Source organism: Xanthomonas sp. 3498 (assembly GCF_014199795.1).
In the GTDB taxonomy this organism is placed as follows: domain Bacteria; phylum Pseudomonadota; class Gammaproteobacteria; order Xanthomonadales; family Xanthomonadaceae; genus Xanthomonas_A; species Xanthomonas_A rydalmerensis.
In genome coordinates, this window is sequence record NZ_JACHOH010000002.1 from 343,758 (window position 1) to 364,582 (window position 20,825).

At 68.1% G+C, this 20,825-nt stretch carries 18 protein-coding genes and 1 other RNA gene; 9 read left to right on the forward strand and 10 right to left on the reverse strand.

The features are described from left to right. The first annotated feature begins 30 nt into the window (after positions 1–30). The gene (locus GGR66_RS06600; RefSeq protein ID WP_184447709.1) at positions 31–765 is read left to right on the forward strand and encodes an SDR family oxidoreductase; all 735 of its coding nucleotides are present in this window, start codon (positions 31–33) and stop codon (positions 763–765) included. After that, entirely contained in the window at positions 759–2,219 is a 1,461-nt protein-coding gene (locus GGR66_RS06605) for an efflux transporter outer membrane subunit (RefSeq protein ID WP_184447710.1), read from the forward strand. The genes GGR66_RS06600 and GGR66_RS06605 overlap by 7 nt, the downstream gene beginning before the upstream one ends. Positions 2,220–2,498: 279 nt before the next feature. Here the strand turns inward: GGR66_RS06605 and GGR66_RS06610 are convergent, their stop codons facing one another. The 5 genes from GGR66_RS06610 to GGR66_RS06630 form a co-directional block, all read right to left on the reverse strand. Beyond that, entirely contained in the window at positions 2,499–3,491 is a 993-nt protein-coding gene (locus GGR66_RS06610) for a GGDEF domain-containing protein (RefSeq protein WP_160969405.1), read from the reverse strand. A 500-nt stretch (positions 3,492–3,991) separates the two neighbouring features. Beyond that, on the reverse strand, positions 3,992–4,165 hold the full coding sequence (locus GGR66_RS06615) for a hypothetical protein (RefSeq protein WP_167087764.1): 174 nt from the start codon (positions 4,163–4,165) through the stop codon (positions 3,992–3,994). Between the two features lie 542 nt (positions 4,166–4,707). Beyond that, on the reverse strand, positions 4,708–5,358 hold the full coding sequence (locus GGR66_RS21365; RefSeq protein WP_326520950.1) for a VOC family protein: 651 nt from the start codon (positions 5,356–5,358) through the stop codon (positions 4,708–4,710). Between the two features lie 192 nt (positions 5,359–5,550). Further along, positions 5,551–6,444 (reverse strand): SDR family oxidoreductase, encoded by an 894-nt coding sequence (locus GGR66_RS06625; protein ID WP_184447711.1) that lies wholly within the window; start codon positions 6,442–6,444, stop codon positions 5,551–5,553. Next, positions 6,441–8,267, reverse strand: coding sequence for a glycoside hydrolase family 15 protein (locus tag GGR66_RS06630; protein ID WP_221236362.1), 1,827 nt, complete (start codon positions 8,265–8,267; stop codon positions 6,441–6,443). Before GGR66_RS06630 ends, GGR66_RS06625 begins: the two co-directional genes overlap by 4 nt. 249 nt (positions 8,268–8,516) lie before the next feature. On the opposite strand from GGR66_RS06630, the gene GGR66_RS06635 reads away from it, so the two are divergent. The 3 genes from GGR66_RS06635 to GGR66_RS06645 are packed head-to-tail and all read left to right on the forward strand — an operon-like array spanning position 8,517 to position 12,235. Beyond that, positions 8,517–9,875 carry an alpha/beta fold hydrolase gene (locus tag GGR66_RS06635; protein ID WP_184447712.1) on the forward strand — a complete coding sequence of 453 codons (1,359 nt, stop codon included), beginning with the start codon at positions 8,517–8,519 and terminating at the stop codon, positions 9,873–9,875. Beyond that, positions 9,872–11,395 carry a GMC family oxidoreductase gene (locus GGR66_RS06640; RefSeq protein ID WP_184447713.1) on the forward strand — a complete coding sequence of 508 codons (1,524 nt, stop codon included), beginning with the start codon at positions 9,872–9,874 and terminating at the stop codon, positions 11,393–11,395. Before GGR66_RS06635 ends, GGR66_RS06640 begins: the two co-directional genes overlap by 4 nt. 36 nt (positions 11,396–11,431) lie before the next feature. Continuing rightward, complete coding sequence (locus tag GGR66_RS06645) at positions 11,432–12,235, forward strand: SDR family oxidoreductase (RefSeq protein WP_184447714.1); 804 nt, start codon at positions 11,432–11,434, stop codon at positions 12,233–12,235. A 213-nt stretch (positions 12,236–12,448) separates the two neighbouring features. Here the strand turns inward: GGR66_RS06645 and GGR66_RS06650 are convergent, their stop codons facing one another. Further along, entirely contained in the window at positions 12,449–12,958 is a 510-nt protein-coding gene (locus GGR66_RS06650; RefSeq protein ID WP_184447715.1) for an SHOCT domain-containing protein, read from the reverse strand. Positions 12,959–13,187: 229 nt separating this feature from the next. Then, positions 13,188–13,539: a transfer-messenger RNA gene (ssrA, locus tag GGR66_RS06655) on the reverse strand. A gap of 561 nt (positions 13,540–14,100) precedes the next feature. Between ssrA and GGR66_RS06660 the strand changes: the two genes are divergently transcribed. Beyond that, positions 14,101–16,350 carry a S8 family peptidase gene (locus GGR66_RS06660; protein ID WP_184448083.1) on the forward strand — a complete coding sequence of 750 codons (2,250 nt, stop codon included), beginning with the start codon at positions 14,101–14,103 and terminating at the stop codon, positions 16,348–16,350. 281 nt (positions 16,351–16,631) lie between these two features. Here the strand turns inward: GGR66_RS06660 and smpB are convergent, their stop codons facing one another. Continuing rightward, positions 16,632–17,135: an SsrA-binding protein SmpB gene (gene smpB, locus GGR66_RS06665; protein WP_160970445.1), complete on the reverse strand. Its 504-nt coding sequence runs from the start codon at positions 17,133–17,135 to the stop codon at positions 16,632–16,634. 59 nt (positions 17,136–17,194) lie between these two features. Here smpB and GGR66_RS06670 point away from each other — a divergent pair, with 59 nt between their 5' ends. Further along, the gene (locus GGR66_RS06670) at positions 17,195–17,626 is read left to right on the forward strand and encodes an SRPBCC family protein (RefSeq protein ID WP_160970447.1); all 432 of its coding nucleotides are present in this window, start codon (positions 17,195–17,197) and stop codon (positions 17,624–17,626) included. Positions 17,627–17,631: 5 nt separating this feature from the next. Then, the gene (locus GGR66_RS06675) at positions 17,632–17,886 is read left to right on the forward strand and encodes an RnfH family protein (protein WP_184447716.1); all 255 of its coding nucleotides are present in this window, start codon (positions 17,632–17,634) and stop codon (positions 17,884–17,886) included. Between the two features lie 27 nt (positions 17,887–17,913). Here GGR66_RS06675 and bamE read toward each other — a convergent pair whose 3' ends face one another. Then, on the reverse strand, positions 17,914–18,312 hold the full coding sequence (bamE, locus tag GGR66_RS06680) for an outer membrane protein assembly factor BamE (protein WP_184447717.1): 399 nt from the start codon (positions 18,310–18,312) through the stop codon (positions 17,914–17,916). Positions 18,313–18,415: 103 nt separating this feature from the next. Between bamE and fur the strand changes: the two genes are divergently transcribed. Then, complete coding sequence (gene fur / locus GGR66_RS06685; protein WP_160970453.1) at positions 18,416–18,838, forward strand: ferric iron uptake transcriptional regulator; 423 nt, start codon at positions 18,416–18,418, stop codon at positions 18,836–18,838. Positions 18,839–19,125: 287 nt separating this feature from the next. On the opposite strand, the gene recN is transcribed toward fur, so the two are convergent. Further along, positions 19,126–20,787 carry a DNA repair protein RecN gene (gene recN, locus GGR66_RS06690; protein ID WP_184447718.1) on the reverse strand — a complete coding sequence of 554 codons (1,662 nt, stop codon included), beginning with the start codon at positions 20,785–20,787 and terminating at the stop codon, positions 19,126–19,128. Positions 20,788–20,825 lie beyond the last annotated feature (38 nt).

Consider the following 20,825-nt stretch of genomic DNA (forward strand, 5'->3'; position numbering starts at 1 on the left):
CCTTTCCTCACCCTACTCAGGAGTTTCGCAATGAACGCAGCACACAAGATCGCCCTGGTCACCGGCGCCACCCGCGGCATCGGCCTGCACACCGTGCGGCAACTGGCCGAGGCCGGCGTGCACACCTTGCTGGCCGGGCGCGACGCCACCCGCGCCAGCGCCGCGGCGCTGGAACTGCAGGGCGAGGGTCTGCCGGTCGAGCCGCTGACCCTGGACGTCACCGACGCCGCCAGCATCGCCGCCGCGGTGGAGACGGTGCGCGCCCGCCATGGGCGGCTGGACATCCTGGTCAACAACGCCGGCATCCTGCGCGACGACCTGCGCCTGAGCGTGTCGCAGCAGAGCCTGGAGACCTGGCGCGAGACCTTCGACACCAACCTGTTCGGCCTGATCGCAGTCACCCAGGCGTTCCTGCCGCTGCTGCGCGAAGCGCCGGCCGCGCGCATCGTCAACGTTTCCAGCGTGCTCGGCTCGCTCGCGCTGCACAGCCAGTCGGGCTCGCCGATCTACGACTTCAAGGTGCCGGCCTACAACGTCTCCAAGAGCGCCGTGAATGCCTGGACCATCCAGTTGGCCTACGAACTGCGCGAGACCCCGATCAAGGTCAACACCATCCATCCCGGCTACGTGAAGACCGACATGAACTCGGGCGAGGGCGAGCTGGAAGTGGCCGACGGCGCGCGCAGCAGCGTGATGATGGCGCTGCTCGACGCCGACGGCCCGACCGGCAGCTACACCCATGTCGGCCAGGTGCTGCCATGGTGATCCGTCCCGTATTGGGCGCACTGGCGCTGGCGCTGCTCAGCGCCTGCGCCAGCGTCGGCCCCAATTACCGCGCACCGGCGCAGCCGCCGGTGACGCTGCAGGGCGCGGCGTCGCCGGTGTTCGCGACCGACTCGCCGGTTGCGTCCTGGTGGGCGCAGTTCGACGATCCGGTGCTGGAACAACTGGTGCACGACGGCCTGGTCGCCAACCTGGACCTGCGCATCGCCCTGGCGCGCGTGCACGAGGCGCGCGCGGTCTTCGCCGAGCAGCGCCTGGACCAGGCGCCGCACGTCACCGCCGGCGGCGACTACACCCGCGGCAAGGCGCCGGACGCGGACGCCGGCGGCGCGCGCGTGCTGACCGAGAGCTACCGGCTCGGCTTCGATGCCGGCTGGGAGCTGGACCTGTTCGGGCGCCAGCGCCGTGCCAGCGAGGCCGCACGCGCGAATCTGGAGGCCGAACAGGCCGGCCTGGCCGATGCCCAGGTCACCGTGGCCGCGGAGGTGGCACGCAACTACTTCGCCCTGCGTGGTGCGCAGAAGCGCATCGCACTGGCGCGCACCACGCTGGACAACCTGCGTGACACCCAGCGCCTGACCGAGACCCGTTGGCGGCTGGGCGCGGGCAGCGAACTGGACGTGCAGAGCAGCCGCGCGCGGCTGAAGGCGATCGAGGCCGATATCCCGCTGCTGGAAGTCGACGCCGCGCAGGCCCGGCACCGGCTGGCGGTGCTGCTGGGCAAGCCGCCGGGCACGCTCGACGCACTGCTGGCGCCGCAGTCGACCCCGGCCTATGCGCGGGCCTTGCCGTTGGGCGACACCACGCAGTTGCTGCGCCGACGTCCCGATGTGCGTATCGCCGAACGCAACCTGGCGGCGGCGACCGCGCGGGTCGGCGTGGCCACCGCCGACCTGTTCCCGCGGATCAGCCTGTCCGGCTTCGTCGGCTTCCTGTCCGGCGACGCCGGCGCCTTGTTGCACGGCCGCAGCAAGGCCTGGTCGTTGACCCCGTCGATCCAGTGGGCGGCGTTCGACTTAGGCAGCGTGCGGGCACGCCTGCGCGCGAGCGAGGCGCAGGCCGACGGCGCCGCCGCCGACTACGAGAAGGCCGTGCTCGGTGCGCTGGAAGACACCGAGAACGCCTTGACCGCCTATGCGCATGAGCAGGCGCGGCTGGCGATCGTGGCCGAACAGACGCAGGCGGCGCAGCGTGCAGCGGCGCTGGCGCAGATCCGTTACCGCGAAGGCTCGGAGGATTTCCTGACCCTGCTCGATGCGCAGCGCACGCAATTGACCGCCGAGGCCACCCTGGCCGACGCCGAAGCGGCGGTGAACATCGGCGTGGTGCGGGTGTACAAGGCGCTCGGCGGCTGGGGCCAGGATGCGGGCACGGACGCGGGCAGCAAGGATGTCGCAACCACGGCCGTGGCGGCATCTGCGGTGCGGGCGCGCTGAGCAGGGCGCCGCAAGCCGCGGTGCGGGCCGACCGCCCGTACCGCCGCGCCCGTCGCCTGGCGGGGCAGCCTTGGTTACCCGCGTTCGCCACCATCAAGCCGCATGCAGGGCTGCGGCGTCAGCCGCGACGGGCGTTGCCGAGGAAACTCGTCGCGGCTGAGCGGCTCCCACAGGATGCTTCTTGCCTTATTCAGAGCCGCCCTGGTGACGGCTGCCGAACCGAAGGCCAGTCGGGCGACGCGGCGGATCGCGTCGCGTCTGCCGGCGGCTGCCGGCCGCTCAGTCCTGCGCCACGTCCTCGGCGATCACGTAGCGGTCGCGTCCGCTGTTCTTGGCCTGGTACAGCGCGGTGTCGGCGCGCGAAAACCAGTCGTGCCACTGCACCTCGTCGCAGAGCATCGCCGCGCCCAGCGACACGGTGATCGTGCCGTTGGGACCGCGCAGCGCCGTGCGCGCGGCATCGTGCAGACGCCTTGCGAAAGCGGACAGTTCGGTTGCGGACTGCAGTCGCGCCACCACCACGAACTCCTCGCCGCCGAACCGGAACACCTCGTCCGGCGCGCGCACCTGCGCGCGCAGCAGCGCGGCCAGCTCCGTCAGCACCCGATCGCCCTCGGCATGGCCATAGAGGTCGTTGACCTCCTTGAAGTGATCGATGTCGAGCACGATCAGCCCATGCCGGCGGGTCGCCCGGCGCGGATCGGCTACCCGTTGCGACAGGCTGCGCTCGAGCATGCGCCGGTTCGGCAGGCCGGTGAGCGAGTCGTGCGACGCCAGTTGCTCCAGTTGCACGCGATCGCCTTCCACGCGCAACGCCAGCATGTAGCCCAGCCCGGTGATCAGCAACGACACCGCCAGCAGCGAGAAGAAATGCTCGGCGCCCAGCGTGCTCGGCGTGACCACAAGCAGCACCGCGATCAGGGTGGCGTTGCAGGCCAAGGCGACATGGCGCGTCACCACGAAGAAGTTGCTCATCATCACCAGGTACAGCCACGGCACCGCGGCATGGCGCAGTGCATGGCAGGCCAGGGCGCTGCCGAGCAGCCAGCTCAGCGACAGCAAGGGATCCATGCGGCCGTCGCCGCGGTGCAGCGCCAGCCAGGTCGCCAGCGTGGCCAGGCCGGCCAGCGCCGCGCCGGCCAGTGCGGTCCACGGCGCACCGATCGCCATCTGGTAAATGGCGAACAGCAGCAGCACGCCTGCCGTGGACGGGCCGAGCGCCTTGATGATGCCGAGCCGGAAATGCCGGCGCAGGGTCAAGCCCGCGCTCACGGACAAGAACTCCGGAACGGCACACGGTCATTGCGGGCGAGCTGGCGAGGGCGGGCGACGAACATGGCGACGGCAGGATGGCGAAGAGGCGTTCCGGTGTCATCTGCAATTTCCATGCCTGGAACTCTTTTGTGGTCGATATCCCGAAGCTGACCGAGCGCACCGGGATTGCCGGCACGTAGGGCGCCACGACGACGTCGCATTGGCGCAGGGATCGGAGTCGCACCTTTCTCCCTGCGCCACGCGCCGGAGGTTGTCCGGCGGCGAGTCGGGCAGAGCCGATGCGAGGACGCTCGCGCCTGATCCTTCTCCGGGGGGAGAAAGTGGGGCGCAGCGCCGGATGAGGGGACGGGTGAAGCAGGGCGCCAGCCAAACAAGCCCAAGCTGTACGGTGGCCGCGTGGGACGGCGCTGCGCGCAGCGCCGACCTGACGGGCTATGTCTGCGCCGCTAACGTCACCGGCGTGATGGGAGGAGCAGATGCGCCGGCCAGAGGTGCGGCTACGCTTCGCTGCCGTCGATGACCTTCAGCCCCTTCTGGCTCAGCGCCAGATCGCCGTCCTCGCCCTGAGCCGCATAGTTCTCGCGCACCGCCCAAGTGGCGTCTGCTTCGCTGACCGGCTTGGTGGCGTGGATGTCCTGCAGGATGCGCAGTTGTTCCTGGGTCAATGGCATGGCGGAGGTCCGAGTCGTGGAGGGTATCCCCACCGTACAGACCAGCGGTGACGGGTATGTCGGCGCCTCGTCGCGATGTCCAGATCGCCAACGTCCGTGTCACGCGATCATGGCAACGGCGAGATGGACAAGCACCGCCTCATCGCACGGCCACGACGCCGCCGACATCATTTCGCAACGCGTCGAGGACGCCGGCGTAACGGGCGTCCACGCATGATGCGCATACCAGCTGTGCGGCCGGGGCGATGCCTGGGGCTGCTTCAAGGATGCAGGCATCCGCGGCTGGACCACCTTCTTCGCGCACCGGCAGGTATCCGCCTGCCGGTGCGTTTGCGTGTCTCTGTAGTGCTGTGGTAATGCACGACACGTTGCCGACCTGCACGCCGGTACGTTGTCATCGCAGATCGGCTGCCCGCCGCGGCGCCGGCCAAGCCCGTTGCCGCTGACCCGTTGTCGCTGACTTTTGCAACAGTACCTCGGAGCCAACCGTCTGCGAGCCGATCTGCGCGGGGTGATCGGCCCGAATTCACTACGCTGTGGATCTAGGTCGCCAGTGGATTGAGGACGGCCTCGATGCGGTGCCCATCCGGGTCGACGACGAACGCGGCGTAGTAGGCGTCCCCATAGTCGGGGCGCAGGCCGGGCGCGCCATTGTCGCGACCGCCGGCCTGCAGTGCGGCGCGGTGGAATGCGTCCACCTGCAACTGCGTTGCCGCCGCGAACGCCAGATGGAAGCCGGGCCCTGGCGCCGTGGCGGCTTCGTGCAGTTTCAGGCAGAACAGATCGTCGGCGCACTCGGTGATGCCATACCCGATCGCGGTCTCGTCTTCGAACACGCGGAGGTAGCCCAACGGCCGCAGCACGGCATCGTAGAACGCGCCTGCCACGGCAAGATCGCGAACGCCAAACGAAACATGATGGAGCATCCGGCTACCTGCAAGAAGAATGGCGACTGTCGGCACGCCGGCGGGGTGCGATGGCACGCAGCGCACCGGAGAGCAACGGGTTCGCTGCTGGCCGGTCCGCCCGGCGCCGTTCGGCAGGCGGCGGTTGGAATGGACGGCAGCTGTCCAGATGCATGGACGATTTTTCCCAAGCGTCTGGACACCGATTATGAGCTTCGCCCAGTATTGCCGATTGTGTCGCATGCCCCAGGGAGCGCTCGCTGCGGAGTGCAGGGAGTGCAGCAGCATGGAGTCCGTCAACACGTCAACACGTCAATACGTCGACATGCAGCGTCATTGCGTGGAGCATTGCAGAGGCACACGCACTGTTGATGTCGCCCGCCCGCGGCGACACAAATGAGACATGAAGCGATGGCCATGCAGGCATGGTGCGCGCCTAAGCATGCACCTGCCTGGATCGTTTATCGATCCCGCTACGCGTCAGGCAACGCCTGCGCCACCCGTCGCGCCGAACACTTCGCCGGTCAGGTAGCTGCCTTCCTGGCTGGCAAGCAGCACATACAGCGGCGCGATTTCCACCGGCTGGCCCGGACGCTTGAAGTGCGTCTTCGAACCGAACTGGGTGACCGCGTCCATCGGTTGACCGCCGGAGGACTGCAGCGCGGTCCAGAACGGGCCCGGGGCCACCACGTTCGCCCTCACGCCCTTGTCGCTCAACTGCGCCGCCAGCGCCTTGGTGTAGGCGACGATGCCGGCCTTGGTGGTCGCGTAGTCGAGCAGGATCGCCGAGGGATCGTAGGCCTGGATGGAGGCGGTGGTGATCACCGCGGCGCCCGGCGGGAGGTGGGGGACCGCGGCGCGGCAGATCCAGTGCATCGCGTAGAGATTGGTCTTCAGCGTCTTGTCGAAATCCTCGTCGCTGACGTCCCCAATCTCTTCCCGATACTGCTGCCGGCCCGCGTTGATCACCAGGATGTCCAGGCCGCCGAGGCCGGCTAAGGCTTTCTCGACGAGCTCCGCGCACCATTGCCGATCGGTGATGTCGCCGGGCAGACTGATCGCCTTGCGTCCTTCGGCCTCGATGAGGGCGATCACCTCCTGTGCGTCCGACGCTTCCTCGTCCAGGAAGGAGATCGCCACATCGGCGCCTTCGCGCGCGAACGCGATGGCCGCGGCGCGGCCGATGCCGCTGTCGCCGCCGGTGACCAGGGCGCGGCGGCCGGTCAGCTTGCCCGCGCCGCGATAGCTCGTCTCGCCGTGGTCGGGAACCGGGTCCATGTCCGAGGCCTTCCCCGGAACCGGCTGCGGCTGCCGCGGAAACGGCGGCTTGGGATATTGTTCGCGCGGGTCCTGCATCTTCAGTCGATCGTTCATCGTGTCTTCCTCTTCTTGGCGTGTGGACGGAGTTTTACCGGGTTGGTTGTCGTGTTCTCGATGGTCGACATCGCCATGATCTGGGCGAGATGGCTCAGTCCTTGCGGGAAATTCCCCAGGAAAGCGCCGCTGTGCGGATCGACCATCTCGCTCAACAGGCCGTTGCAGCGATCGAGCGCGGCATTGAGTTGGGCCAGCCGTTTCCTGGCCTTGGCTTTCTGTCCCAGGCGGGCATAGGCTTCGGCGATCCAGTAGGAGCAGGCGACGAAGCAACCTTCTTCCTGCGGCATGCCGGAGTAGCGGTAATGGAACGCGCCGGCCCCCAGCGCGCGGTCGATCTTGTCGAGCGTGGCCAACAAGCGATCCTTGCCGTCGAAGCGGAAGCGCGCGGCCAGCGCCACCGACGCATCCAGTTTGTCGCTGCCCGGATACATCACGAACGCCTGTTGCGCGTCCGACCAGCAGTGGACTTCGATCCAGGTCTTGATCCTGTCGCGCTCCCGTTCCCAGCGATCGCGACACGTGGTCGGCAGTTGGCCCTGGTCGGCCAATTCCACGGCTCTGGCCAGCGCCTGCCAGCAACTCACCTTGGACATGGTGTAGTGCTGCAGCTCGGGCAATTCCCAGATCCCCGAGTCGGCCTTGCGCCAGTGATCGGCGCATTGGTCGGCAAGGCGTGACAGCAGTTCGGCGCTGGACGCGTCCAGGATGTTGCCGCGGCTCACGAAGCAATAGGCGGTCTCGAAGATGTCGCCGTAGATGCCGTGCTGGTGTTGCCCGCCGGCAAGATTGCCCTTCACCACTGGCACCGTGTTGCGGTAGCCGGCGGCCTCCAGTTCGGTGACGTCGGGAACCAAGCCGCCGTCCAGGGTGAACACGACTTTCGGGCCGTGCTGTCGCAGTTGCCGGATCAGCCAGGTGAACGCCGCCTTCGATTCCGCTTCCAGGCCCGCGGCCAGAAACGCCTGGATGGTGTAGCCGGCATCGCGGACCCAGGCATAGCGATAGTCGAAGTTCTTGTCGCCGCCGATCCGTTCCGGCAGCGACGTCGTCGCGGCCGCGGCGATGGCGCCGGAGGGCGAGTACAGCAGCAACTTGAGCGCAAGCACGCTGCGCACGAAAAAGTCGCGGCCGTCGCGGGGGAAGGTCACGTTCTTCGCCCACGCCCGCCATTCCTTGTCGGTCAGGTCGATGCGGCTGTCGATTTCCTCGATGGTGGGAGCGACCAGCGGCTCGTCTTCGCCGACGACCAGGGCGATCGTCGCGCGTTGCCCCTTCGCCACGGTGATGTCGCCGCGCGCGCCGTGGTCCGACCACGCGCACCTCAGCCTGTCGTCATGGATCATGACGCCGAGCAGGCGGTCGACATGGAACACCGTGTGCGGGCCGATCGCCGCGCAGTAGGGGCTGGCGTTCTGCGCCCGCAAGCTGAACTTCAACTCCAGGCGGAAGCGCATTTTCCCGCGCTGGCACTCGATCCGCCGTGCAAGTTCGCACCACGGCAGGCGCCCCGCATGCCCGCTGTTGAGCGACTCGGTCAGCGTGGCCTGTCCGGATGCGGTGGTGAACGTGGTGACCAGGACATTGCTGTCTTGCCGATAGTGTCGCTCGGTGCTGAACGGCTGGTCCGGGGCGAGGACGAAGTAGCCGCCTTCCTCGGCGTCCACCAGCCGGTCGAACAGTGGCGCACTGTCCATGTTGGGGGCACACCACCAATCGATGGAGCCGTCCGCGCCGGTCAGCGCGACCGAACGTCCTTCTCCAAGCGCGCCGTACTGCTCGATGGGCAACACGCCATCGGTGCGGTCGGCGGTGGAGGTCAAGCGGCTGCGACGTATTGTCGTGGACACCGGCTCAGGCTCCGCAACAACATACGCCATCGCGTCGCTGGCGCGTCGCCGGTTCCAACATGGCGTGTCGAGAAATCATGAGGAAGGCGCGTGAGGGAAGGCCGTCCGACGGTAGTGGCCCGATTGCCGACGCATGGTGAAGACACCAATGCGCCTGCACCAGCCTGCACGTGGCGTGGACGAGTGCTGGTCCATCGTGCGTGACCGTCATCGAGGTGCGCCATGGGTAAGCCGGTCCTGTACTTCCTGCACGCCCTCGGCTCGAGCGGTCGTGAGTGGTCTTCGGTGATCGAGATTCTGCAAACGCGCTTCGACTGCATCGCATTGGACATTCCCGGCTTCGGCAATGCGCCGGCGTTGCAACGCTCCGATGTGGAGGCGTTGGTCGATTGGTTCGCAGGCGAGGTTGCGCGGGATGCGCCCCACTGCTGGTATGTCGTGGGCCACAGCATGGGCGGGAAGATCGCCACCCTGGCCGCCGCACGCGCACGCGACGGCATGGCAGGCCTCTCGGGCCTGGCCGGGGTCGTCCTGGTGGCCGCATCGCCGCCCGCGCCCGAGCCGATGGACGAATCCCGGCGACAGACCATGTTGTCCTGGTTCGACGCCGCTGGTCCCACACGGCAACAGGCCGAGCAGTTCATCGACGACAATTGCGCGGCGCCATTGCCGACACCGCCGCGCGACGGTGCCGTCGACGACGTCCTGCGTAGCACCGCTCGCGCATGGAACGCCTGGCTCACGCATGGCAGTCGCGAGGATTGCGCCGCGCAAGCCGGCTGCATCGCGGTACCCGCCCTGGTGGTGGCGGGCAGCGAGGATGGCGATCTCGACGAGGCGGCGCAGCGGCGCTGGAACCTGCCCCATTATCGCGACGCCCGCCTCACGGTGGTGGAGCAGGCGGCGCACCTGATTCCCTACGAGCGACCGCAGGCGCTTGCGGCCTTGATCGCCGCGCATGTCGACGGCACCGCGGCACGCCGTCTGCCCGACGACTTCGTGGCGTTGCTCAACGCGGAGCGTGTCGCGCCCCAGATCAGGAAAACGCTGCTGCATCGCCACGCCGGGCCATCCAGCGCGGAAGCAGGGGTGTTGAGCGAGCGGCAGTCGACCACGCTGGCCGCGGTGGTCGAGCGCGTCCTCGATGGTGCGGGCGACGCCAGGGACATTGCGCGCCGCATCGACGTCGATCTCGCGAAGGCCGTGGGAGACGGGTGGCGGTTCGCCGACCTTCCGCCCGATCGTCTCGCCTGGCCGCTGGGGCTCGATGCGCTGGACGCGCTGGCGGGCGGGTTCGCCGCCCTGCACGCACAGGAGCAGGATCGCTGGCTGCACGCCATCGCCCTGCGCGACGCAGGCGATTGTGCCGATTGCGGATGGAGCGCGGCGCAACTTGCCTCCTGGTTCGAAGACGTGCGCGCCGAGACGGTGCGGATCTGGACCAGCCTTCCGGTCACCATGGCGGCGTTGGGCTACGACGGCTTCGCCGTGGGCGGATTGGGCGCGGGCAGCCCCGGCTATCAGGAGACGGCCGCCGACCGGCGCGAGGCCTGGCAGCTGCGGCCCAAGGCGCAACCATGAGCGGCGCATCGCCTGCCGCGGTGGATGCCGTGGTGGTCGGCAGCGGCGCCGGCGGCGGTCCGCTTGCCGCGCGATTGGCCCAGGCCGGCGTCTCGGTGGCGGTGCTGGAGGCCGGCGCCGCATTTGGTCCCGACGCGCACAGCGCGGACGAGCTGGCGACGGATATCTACTGGATGGAAGAGCGCCTCAGCGGCGGGCGGACGCCGACAGCGTTCGGCCCGAACAATTCCGGTACGGGGCTCGGTGGATCCACGTTGCACTGGGGCGCGTTCTGTCCGCGCCCGGACCCGCGCGATCTGCAACTGCGGACGCAGACCGGCCAGGGCGAAGACTGGCCGATCCCGCACCAAGAACTGCAGTCCTACATCGAGCGCGTCGAACGCGTCATCGGCGTGTCCGGGCCGGCCGTCTATCCATGGGATGGCGCGCGTTGCTATGCCTTTCCGCCCGCCCAGCGCAACGCGCCTGCCGAAGCGATGGAGCGTGGCTGCCGTGCCCTCGGCATCACTGCCGCCGATGCACCGGCGGCGCTGGTCACCCGCACGCACGAACAGCCGCACTGGGGCACGCGGGTCGCCTGCAACAATTGCGGTGCGTGTCATCAGGGCTGCAGCAACGGCGCCAAGGTCAGCGTGGACACGACCTGGTTGCCGCTGGCGCGGGCGCACGGTGCCGATCTGCGCACCGATTGCCGCGTCATCGGCGTCGAGCGCGATGGCCGTGGCGCGGTCACCGGCGTGGTCTACCGGCAGGGCGAGCGCGAGCTGCGCCAACGTTGCGCGGCCTTGTTCCTGTGCGCAGGCGGCGTGGAAACCCCGCGCTTGCTGCTGAACCTGGGGCTGGCCAACTCCAGCGGCCAGGTCGGGCGCAATTTCATGGCGCATGTCGCCACCCAGGTCTGGGGCACGTTCGACATGGACATGCGCATGAACCGCGGCTACCCGTCGTCGCTGATGAGCGAGGACATGCTGCGCCCCGCGCACGCCGGGTTTGCCGGGGGTTATCTGATCCAGAGCCTGGGCGTGCAGCCGGTGACGCTCGCCAACACGCTGGCGCGCGGCGCCGGACGCTGGGGCGCCGCGCTGGTGCGGACCATGATGCGCTACAACCGCCTGGCCGGCATCGGCATCAATGGCGAATGCCTGCCGCAGGACGCCAATCGCCTGACGCTCGCCTACGAGCGCGATGCCTTCGGCCTGCGCAAGGCGCGCATCGACTTCAGCTACGGTCCCAACGAGCAGGCGATCGATGCCCACGCCCGGCGCACGCTGCAGGCGATCTGGGAGGCGGCCGGCGCGCAGGACATCTTCGCCGCCGCGCGGTCGGCGCACACGCTCGGCACCTGCCGGATGGGCCGCGATCCAGCGCAGGCCGTGGTCGATCCGGATGGGCGTTCGTTCGACATCGGCAATCTCTACGTCTGCGACAACTCGGTGTTCCCCAGTGCGTTGGCGGCCAATCCGGGCTTGACGCAGATGGCGCTCGGCCTGCGCACGGCGGAGCGCTTTCTCGCGCACTAGGCGCTTGCTTCCCCTTTATCCAACGAGGAAATCGACATGGACCTTGGAATCAACCAGCGCATCGCCCTGATCAGCGGCGCCGACTCGGGCATGGGCAAGGAAACCGCGTGGCAGCTATTGCAGGCCGGCGTCCGTGTGGCCATCACCGACCGTGCCGACGGCACGCTCGATGAGGCCCTGTCCGAACTGTCGAGCCTGGGCGAGGTGATCGCCGTGGCAGGCGATGTGACGCGTGCGCAGGACGTGGCGAACATCTGGGCGCAGGTCCGGGCGCAGTTGGGCGACCCGGATATCTACGTCAACGCGGCCGGCGTCACCGGCGCGACCGGCGACTTCCTGGACGTGAGCGATGCGGGGTGGCTCGAAACGCTGGACATCAACCTGATGGGCGCGGTGCGGATGTGTCGCGAAGCGATTCCCGCGATGCGCCGAAACGGCTGGGGGCGGATCGTGCTGTTCGCATCCGAGGACGCCGTGCAGCCTTACGTGGACGAGCTGGCCTATTGCGCTTCGAAAGCCGGGATCCTGAGCCTCGCCAAGGGCCTGTCCAAGGCCTACGGCGGCGACAACGTGCTGGTCAATACGGTGTCGCCCGCGTTCATTCATACCCCGATGACCGACGCGATGATGCACAAGCGCGCGAAGGAGAAGGGGGTGACCTTCGATGAAGCGGTGTCCTCGTTCCTGGACGAGGAACGCCCCGGCATGGTCCTCAAGCGGCGCGGTCGGCCGGAAGAGGTGGCGGCGGCGGTCGCGTTCCTCTGCTCCGAGCGTGCCAGCTTCATCAATGGTGCCGGCATCCGGGTCGATTCGGGGTCTGTGCAGACCATCGCGGGCTGAGTCGGAACTGACATCGGGACGGCGGCGATGCTCCTGTGCGTTGCGCAGGAGCCGATGGTCGACGCTAAAGGTGTTTTCGGCTGCTGCTCCAAATGCTGTCGGTTCCCACGCCAGCAAGCGTGATGGGGTACGGCGCGTTTGGTTCTCTGGCAACGTGACGGTCGTCAGGGCCGTTTACGAAGAACAACTGCGTGAGTGCTGCTTTCGACGCGGCTAGCGCGACAACAGCTTGGCTTTCTGCGCCTGGAACTCGGCATCGGTGAGCAGACCTTTCTTCCGTAGGTCGGCGAGCTTCAGCAGTTCGGTGTATAGATCAAGCTGCGCGCCGAATGCGTGCGGAGCGTCGCCGGTTGCGGCCGGCGATTTCGCGCTCGCATTTATCTCGATTTGCATGTCGGCTCGCGGCTGCAACCCGACGGTCTCATCGGAACCTTGCGGAACTAGACGGAACTGATACTCGACGTACGGCCACTGGCCAGGTCCGCTCGCGTCCACCGCTTCCATTGCCACCGGTACCGCCTGCATGTTCTTGGCGGAGGCGAACGCGTTAGCGGCGAGAAGCGCTTTGCGCTTGGTCGTCGCAGCGCTCGCGAAGATGCCGGCGTGGTTCTTGACCGTCACCATCCACACGCCGGGTGACACCTGCGCAAACTCTGGTTCACCGGCCTGCGCGGTGCCGGCCAGTGCCATCCATAGCATGGACACGAAAAGAATGCGTTTCATGGTTCTTCCTCAGCGAGTGGCCGCGGCACCTGGTAACGCTGCTGGGCCGTTGGCGTCCCCGCTCATCATGGCATGCGACCGCGTGACCGACCGAGCGAAGGTTGGCGAACGCGGCGCTTTGCGCAGGGTCCATCCCGCGTGTCGCCGGCCAGCATCAGGCACAAAAAAAGCCGGAAACCTCGATGCGATCGGGATTCCAGCTTTGTTTGCACGTCCATGGACGTTTGGATGGTGGAGGTGGGCGGAATCGAACCGCCGTCCGAAGGCACTCCATCCCCGGCACTACATGCTTAGCTCATCGTTGGATCTCGCCCCGGAACAGCACGATGTGCGAAGCGCATCCCGGGACCAGCCTGCTTGATTTAGCCAATGGCTGACAGGCAGCCACCACCGGCGATTCCGTGATAATGACCCTACGTCGCGAGCACGGACACAAGCGATTTCGGGGCTAGGCCTTAAGCGGCCAGTGCGTAGTTGTCGTCGTTGGCAACTATAAGTTTGCGGCTGGATTTACGAGGAAAGCTGCCCCCTCGGCATGCGCCAAGCGATTTTGCAACCCCCGTCGAAACCAGTGCACCCCCGGGGACAACGTCAAACGCTGACCTGCACAGTGTAGGGATCGGGGAGGCCAGTCACAAGTCTTGAGACAGGCCACGCTTAAGCTGGCTTCATTGCGGTGCTGGCCCTGCGGCGCCGCGGTCCCCCCAGCATGGAGCAGCGCTATGGCAAGCAGACAGCCGCGTGGCCGCAGCAGCGGGCGCGCGCGGAAAGCACCGGTCACGTCCTCCGCGTCCACGCCCGGCAAGGCGCCGGTCAAGGCATCGGCAAAATCCTCAGCCAAGCCGACAGCAACGCCGCGCAAGACGACAGCGGGCAGCGCCCGTGCTGCCAAGGCGGCGAAGACGCCGGCACCGGCAGCCACATCGACGAAGGCAACTGCATCGGCACGTGCCGATGCACTGCGCAGGTCCCACGTCACGACTCCCGGCGCGAGCGGACGCGCTACCGCGACATCCGCCGCCACGGCACCGGCCGGCACCGCACCGCGGCCCAAGGCCACGGGCGAAGGCTCGCTGGCGCAAGGGCGCGCACGTACGGTCGTCTACATCCATGGCATCGGCAACAAGCCGCCGGCCGAGGTGTTGCGCTGCCAGTGGGACCGCGCCCTGTTCGGCCGCGCGATGGGCGAGCGCACGCGCATGGCCTACTGGGTCAATCGCGAGCGCTATCCGTCGCCGGAACCGGGCGATTGTCAGGATCAGGACCGGGGCCCGGTGTTGAACCAGGCCGAGCAGCGCGTGCTCAGCGCGCTCGGCGTGGTGCCGCAATTGGCCGATCTGCGCCAGCTCGCCGACACGCTGGCCGCCAGCGACGCCGAGCGCGCAAGGCTGCAGCAACTGCTGGACGAGGTGGAGACGGCCGCGCCGGCACCGGCTGCGGCGGCCGCCGAGGTGCATGCGCAGGGCGTGATCGACGTGGTCAACCGCGCGCTGCTCAAGCTGATCTCCGCGGCGCTGCTGCAGGACGTGCACGACTTCTTCTTCGTGCCGGCGCGGCACACGCAGATGCGCGAGAGCCTGCTGCAGCGCATCCGCGCCGGCGGCGGCCCGTTCGTGGTGATCGCGCACAGCCAGGGCTCGCTGATCGCCTACGACGTGCTGCGCGAGTTGCAGCCGCAGGACTGCGAGGTCTCCCTGCTGCTCACGCTCGGCTCGCCACTGGGGCTGCCGGTGGTGCGCAGCATGTTCAAGGAGTGGACCGGTACGCCGAAGCTGCCGTTTCCGCCCTGCGTGGCGCGCTGGGTCAACGTCGCCGAGCGGCGCGACCCGGTGGCGCTGGACGACGATCTGAGCGACGACATCGCCGACGCCGGCGGGCGCTTCCAGAACATCGCCGGGTCGAAGATCAACCCGGATTGGCAGCACAACCCGCATTCGGCCGCCGGCTACCTGTCCATCCCCGACGTGCGGGCCGAGGTGCGGCGCGCGGTGGGGGTGGGCTTCGATCAGCCGATCGCGCATCCGGTACTGATCAAGGACCTGTCCGACCAGTTGGAGGCGCGCGCGCCGGATTATCGTCACGAGGTGCTGATCGAACTCGAGAAGCTGTCCGATGCCGGCGATTCGGCGCAGCGCAAGCATGACCTGATCGCCGCGTTGCGTACGCTCGCCCAGGCGTCCACCGGCCTGCACGGCGAGGCGCTGGATGCGCAGATCGAGCTGGAAGATACGATGCAGCGCTACGTGTCGGCGCGGCTGACCCGGTTCGAGATCGAAAGCCTGCGCGAGCGCTATCACGACCTCAACCTCAAGCGCCTGTGGCGCGATGCCGGCAAGCGCGCGCTGATCTACCAGTCGCGCAGCACGATCCAGGTGGACGCGGCGCAGGTGGCCTATCGCGCACTCGGCGCCGGCATCGGCTGGGCGGTGCTGGACAGCGGCATCGCCGCGGCGCATCCGCACTTCCACAGCGCCGGTCAGCCGTCGACCGTGCTTGCCCAGTGGGACTGCACCCAGCGCGGACGCCCGCGCGCGTTGCGTCCGGGCGAAGCCGGCTTCGACACGCTCGACGGCAACGGCCACGGCACGCATGTGGCCGGCATCATCGCCGGGCAGTGCGCCGCGCCGCTGCCGGGCGCGCCGACCTCAGCGCCGCTGCAGTTCGCCGGCATGGCGCCGCTGGCGCGGCTGTACGGGCTGAAGGTGCTGGACGACGACGGCAACGGCCGCGATTCCTGGATCATCAAGGGCGTGCAGCAAGTGGCCGAACTCAACGAGCGTGCCGGGGAACTGGTGGTGCACGGGGTCAACCTGAGCCTGGGCGGCTACTTCGACGCCGAGAGCTACGGCTGCGGCTTCACCCCGCTGTGCAATGAACTGCGCCGTCTCTGGCGGCAGGGCGTGGTGGTGGTGATCGCGGCCGGCAACGATGGCCTAGCCTGGCTGATGCAGGGCGATGGCGAGGCCTATCCGCTGAACCTGGACCTGAGCATCGGCGACCCGGCCAACCTGGAGGAATCGCTGGCGGTGGGCTCGGTGCACAAGAGCAGCCCGCACAGCTACGGCATTTCGTATTTTTCGTCGCGCGGCCCCACGGCCGATGGCCGCTACAAGCCCGACCTTGTCGCGCCGGGCGAAAAGATCCTGTCGGCGCACCATGGTTATGTGGTCGAGGATCCAGGCACCTGGATGGTGGAAATGAGCGGCACCAGCATGGCCGCGGCGCATGTCTCGGGGCTGATCGCCGCGTTCCTGTCGGTGCGCCGCGAGTTCATCGGCACCCCGGACCGGGTCAAGCAACTGACGCTGGCGCAGTGCCTGGACCTGCAGCGCGATCGCTACATGCAGGGCAGCGGCCTGCCGAGCTTGATGCGGATGCTTGGCGGGACGTGAGTGTGGGGCGGGGATTGGGGATTCGGGAATGGGGATTCGCAACGACGGCTCCCCGGTTGCTTGCCCGTTTGTGGGTGTCGGCTTTAGCCGCCAGACGCTGAGATTGGAGTTAGAAGGTTCGGGATTTGGAATTCGCAACGACGATTCCCTGTGCAGCGCGGCCTGCCGTGTGGGAGCGGCTTCAGCCGCGGCGCGATGCGGCTGGGGTTGGTGATTCGGGATTGGCGGGCAGGGCGCCCGCCGTCGCGAATCCCCAATCCCCAATCCCCAATCCCGGCCCCTCAGGCATTCTTGTTGTGCCGACGCATGATCCGCTGCTTGTCGCGGGCCCAGTCGCGGTCCTTGGCCGCGTTGCGCTTGTCGTGGTCCTGCTTGCCCTTGGCCAGCGCGATCTCGAGCTTGATCTTGTTCTTGCTCCAGTACATCGCGGTGGGTACGAGGGTGTAGCCGTCGCGTTCGACACGGCCGATCAGCTTGTCGATCTCGTTCCGGTGCAGCAGCAGCTTGCGCGTGCGCCGGTCGTCGGCGACCACGTGGGTGGAGGCCTGGATCAACGGGGTGATCTGCGCGCCGAACAGGAACAGCTCGCCCTGGCGCACGAACGCATAGCTCTCGCCGATGTTGGCGCGGCCTGCGCGGATCGACTTCACCTCCCAGCCTTGCAGGGCCAGGCCCGCCTCGTAGCGGTCCTCCAGGTGGTACTCGTGGCGCGCGCGCTTGTTCAGGGCGATGGTCTTGTTGGCCGCCGCGCCGTTTGCTTTATCCTTGACGGGTTTCTTGCTCATCTTGCTATTGTCTCCGATTCGGGGCCTCCCGAACGTCTTGGTCCCACTTCCCGTCCCGAATGCCTATCATCCGCCGCAGCGCTCTGGTCGAACACGCCGCAACGCGCATGTTCGATCTGGTCAACGACGTCGCCGCCTATCCGCGCCGGTTCGCCTGGTGCGACGCGGCCCATATTCTCGAGCAGAGCGACCGCTTCCTGGTGGCGCGGCTGGACCTGGGGCTGGGCTCGTTCCGCACCTGGTTCACCACCGAAAACAGCCTTGAGCGCCCGGATCGCATCGATATGCAGCTGCGCGACGGTCCGTTCAAGCGCCTGCAGGGGCAGTGGACCTTCCAGGGCTTCAACGAGCACGCCAGCAAGGTCAGCCTGATGCTCGACTTCGAGCCCGCCTCGCGCCTGCTGGGGCCCGCGCTGGCGCTGGGTTTCCAGAGCCTGGCCGACCGCATGGTCAACGACTTCGTGCGCGTGGCCGACCGGGAACAGGCCTAGCCGCCATGCAGGTCGAGGTGGTGCTGGCCTGGCCGGAGCGCTTCGTGTCGCAGCGGCTGGAGCTGCCGGAGGGCGCGACGGTGGCCGATGCGCTGGCCGCTGCCGCGATGCCCGAGGCGACGCCGGGCATGCCATGCGCGGTCTATGGCGAAGTCGCTGCACCGACGCGGCTGCTGCAGGACGGCGACCGGGTGGAACTGCTCAGGCCGTTGCTGATCGACCCCAAGGACGCCAGGCGGCGCCGCGCCAAGCCGCGCTGAGCGGCGGGGCGCGACGCGGCCGCCGGGTCATTCGCCGCGGCGCTGCTTCTTCTTGTCCTTGGCCAGGTTGCGGCCGAACTGGCGCACGCTGTTCTTGGCCAGCTCTTCGTCCTGATCCGGGAAGTAGTCGCCTTCCCAGCGGGTGACCATGTCGTTGTCGAAGAACACGACGAAGTTCTTGATCTCGGTATGGCCCACGCGATCGACACGCTCGGTGGAGGTGTAGTCCCAGCGCTGCGCGTGGAACGGATCCGGAATCGAGGGGCTGCCCAGCAGCGCGCTGACCTGCTGCTTGCTTTGTCCGACCTTGAGCTGGTCCACGGCCGACAGCTTGATCAGGTTGCCCTGGTAGATGGGCTGCTTGTAAATGATGCCGCAGCCAGCGGTGGACAGGGCAACAGCGGCGACCAGCAGGAGATTGCGCATCGGGGACAGGGCTGAATGAAATCGCGTCGATGATACACTCCCAGGGACCGCCGCGACCCATTCCCAGGCAGCTGGCGATAAACCAGCTATGAACGGAGACGCCATGGAATCCCACGATCTGCGCAAAGTCGGCCTGAAGGTCACGCATCCGCGGATGCGCATCCTCGAGCTGCTGGAGCAGAAATCGGCGCGGCACCACATGACCGCCGAGGAGATCTATCGGCAGTTGCTGGACCACGGCGACGAGATCGGCCTGGCCACGGTGTACCGGGTGCTGACCCAGTTCGAGGCGGCCGGCTTGGTGCTCAAGCACAATTTCGAGGGCGGCCAGGCAGTGTACGAGCTGGACCGCGGCGGCCACCACGACCACATGGTGGACGTGGATACCGGCAAGATCATCGAGTTCGAAAGCGCGGAAATCGAGGAATTGCAGCGCAAGATCGCCGCCGATCACGGCTACGAGCTGGAAGAGCATTCCCTGGTGCTGTACGTGCGCAGCAAGCGGCCGAGCGGCAGGAAGGGGTAAGTGTTGGCGCCGGTGAAGTCGGCCGGTGTTGTTTTTTCCTGTGCTGGCGATGTGCGGGGCTTCGCCGACGTACCCTCACCCCAACCCCTCTCCCGGCGGGAGAGGGGCTTCAGTTTCCTGTGCTTAACTTCCGTCGCGGCTGGTGCGGGCCAGGGCGCCGGCCCTTGCGCATTCGCACAGGTGCCTAGCGCCAGAGCTTAGCCAACCTGTGATCGGGCGTCGGCCGCCTATATCGAGCAGGGCGGTATGCGCAGGGTCGGCGCACCCTGGACCCCGCGACCGGCCAGTCAGCCCGCGCTGAGCAGCAGCCGCTTGGCGGCCGCGCGGGCTTCCTTGCTGACCTCGACACCGCCCAGCATCCGCGCCAGTTCTTCCTCGCGCTGGCGCGGCGCCAGCAGTTCCACCGAGCTCTGGGTCATGCCTTCGACCGGTGCCTTGCTGACCCGGTAGTGGGCGTGGCCTTGCGCGGCGACCTGCGGCAGGTGGGTCACGCACAGCACCTGGCGCTGCTCGCCGAGCGCGCGCAGCTTCTTGCCGACGATGTCGGCGACGGCGCCGCCGATGCCCGAGTCCACTTCGTCGAAGACCATGGTTGGGACGGCGTCCAGGCCCAGCGCGGCGACCTCGATCGCCAGCGAGATGCGCGACAGTTCGCCGCCGGAGGCGACCTTGCGCAGGGCGCGCGGCGGCTGCCCGGCGTTGGCGGCGACCAGGAACTCGACCCGCTCGGCGCCGGCCGGGTCCGGCCGTTCGGTGTCGTGCGGCTCGAGCTGGATCAGGAAGCGGCCGCCGCCCATGCCCAGTTCACCGATCAGGGCGGTGGTGTCGTGCGACAGCGCCTGTGCGCTGCGGTCGCGGGTGGCGGTCAGGGCGGCCGCGGCGTCGCGCCAGGCCTGGGTGGCCTGGGCGATCTCGGCATCGAGCACGTCCAGCCGCTCGCCGGCGCCACGCAGGCTCTCCACTTCGGCGAGCAGGGCGTCGCGGTGGTCGGCCAGCGCGTCCACGCCGATCCGGTGCTTGCGCGCCAGGTCGTGCAGGCGGCCGAGCTTGCGTTCCATTTCATCGAACTGCGCCGGGTCGGCGTCCAGGTCGTCGCGGACCCGGTCGATCAGCGCCAGCGCCTCCTCCAACTGGATGCCGGCGCTGTCGATCAGCGCCTGCACTTCGGCCAGGCGCGGGTCGTACTCGCCGACCTTGCCGAGTTCGTGGCGGGTCTGCTGCAACAGGTCCAGCACGGCCGGCGCTTCGTCGCCGTTGAGCCGCTGCGCCGCGCTCTCGCAGGCGCCGATCAGCGCGGCGGCGTGGGCCTGGCGACGGTGGTTGGCATCCAGGGCGGCGATCGCCGCCGGATCCAGGTCCTCGCGCTGCAGTTCGGCCAGCTGGTGCTGCAGGAAACCGATGCGGTCGCTAACATCGCCCTGCGCCAGCAGGGTCTCGCGCTCGCTGAGCAGGCCCTGCCAGCGGGCGGCGGCGGCGCGCACCGCGGCGCGCTCGGCGTCGTTGCGGGCGTAGGCGTCGAGCAGGCCGAGCTGGCTGCCGCGCGAGAGCAGGGCCTGGTGTTCGTGCTGGCCATGGATCTCGACCAGGTGGCCAGCCAGCTCCGCCAGTTGCGACAGGGTCACCGGGCGCCCGTTGATCCAGGCGCGGGAGCCGCCATCGGCGCGGATCACCCGGCGCAGTTGGCAGTGTTCCTCGTCGTCGAGTTCGTTCTCGTGCAGCCAGGCGCGAGCGGGGGCGGGGGCGACGAACTCGGCCGACAACTCGGCGCGGTCGGCGCCGTGGCGGACCACGCCGCTGTCGGCGCGCAGCCCGGACAGGAAGCCGAGCGCGTCCACCATCAGCGACTTGCCGGCGCCGGTTTCGCCGGACACCACGGTCATGCCTGGGCCGAATTCCAGTTCGGTGCCGCGTACGACGGCGAAATCCTTGATCGAGAGATGTCTGAGCATGGGGTCTGCTTCCGGGGCCGCGCAACGCTAGCATGCGC

Coding starts and splice junctions, on each gene's coding strand:
- GGR66_RS06600 (WP_184447709.1), top strand. CDS start 31: ATGAACGCAGCACACAAGATCGCCCTGGTCACCGGCGCCACCCGCGGC.
- GGR66_RS06605 (WP_184447710.1), top strand. CDS start 759: ATGGTGATCCGTCCCGTATTGGGCGCACTGGCGCTGGCGCTGCTCAGC.
- GGR66_RS06615 (WP_167087764.1), bottom strand. CDS start 4,165: ATGCCATTGACCCAGGAACAACTGCGCATCCTGCAGGACATCCACGCC.
- GGR66_RS21365 (WP_326520950.1), bottom strand. CDS start 5,358: ATGCTGCTGCACTCCCTGCACTCCGCAGCGAGCGCTCCCTGGGGCATG.
- GGR66_RS06625 (WP_184447711.1), bottom strand. CDS start 6,444: ATGAACGATCGACTGAAGATGCAGGACCCGCGCGAACAATATCCCAAG.
- GGR66_RS06635 (WP_184447712.1), top strand. CDS start 8,517: ATGGGTAAGCCGGTCCTGTACTTCCTGCACGCCCTCGGCTCGAGCGGT.
- GGR66_RS06640 (WP_184447713.1), top strand. CDS start 9,872: ATGAGCGGCGCATCGCCTGCCGCGGTGGATGCCGTGGTGGTCGGCAGC.
- GGR66_RS06645 (WP_184447714.1), top strand. CDS start 11,432: ATGGACCTTGGAATCAACCAGCGCATCGCCCTGATCAGCGGCGCCGAC.
- GGR66_RS06650 (WP_184447715.1), bottom strand. CDS start 12,958: ATGAAACGCATTCTTTTCGTGTCCATGCTATGGATGGCACTGGCCGGC.
- smpB (WP_160970445.1), bottom strand. CDS start 17,135: ATGAGCAAGAAACCCGTCAAGGATAAAGCAAACGGCGCGGCGGCCAAC.
- GGR66_RS06670 (WP_160970447.1), top strand. CDS start 17,195: ATGCCTATCATCCGCCGCAGCGCTCTGGTCGAACACGCCGCAACGCGC.
- GGR66_RS06675 (WP_184447716.1), top strand. CDS start 17,632: ATGCAGGTCGAGGTGGTGCTGGCCTGGCCGGAGCGCTTCGTGTCGCAG.
- bamE (WP_184447717.1), bottom strand. CDS start 18,312: ATGCGCAATCTCCTGCTGGTCGCCGCTGTTGCCCTGTCCACCGCTGGC.
- fur (WP_160970453.1), top strand. CDS start 18,416: ATGGAATCCCACGATCTGCGCAAAGTCGGCCTGAAGGTCACGCATCCG.
- recN (WP_184447718.1), bottom strand. CDS start 20,787: ATGCTCAGACATCTCTCGATCAAGGATTTCGCCGTCGTACGCGGCACC.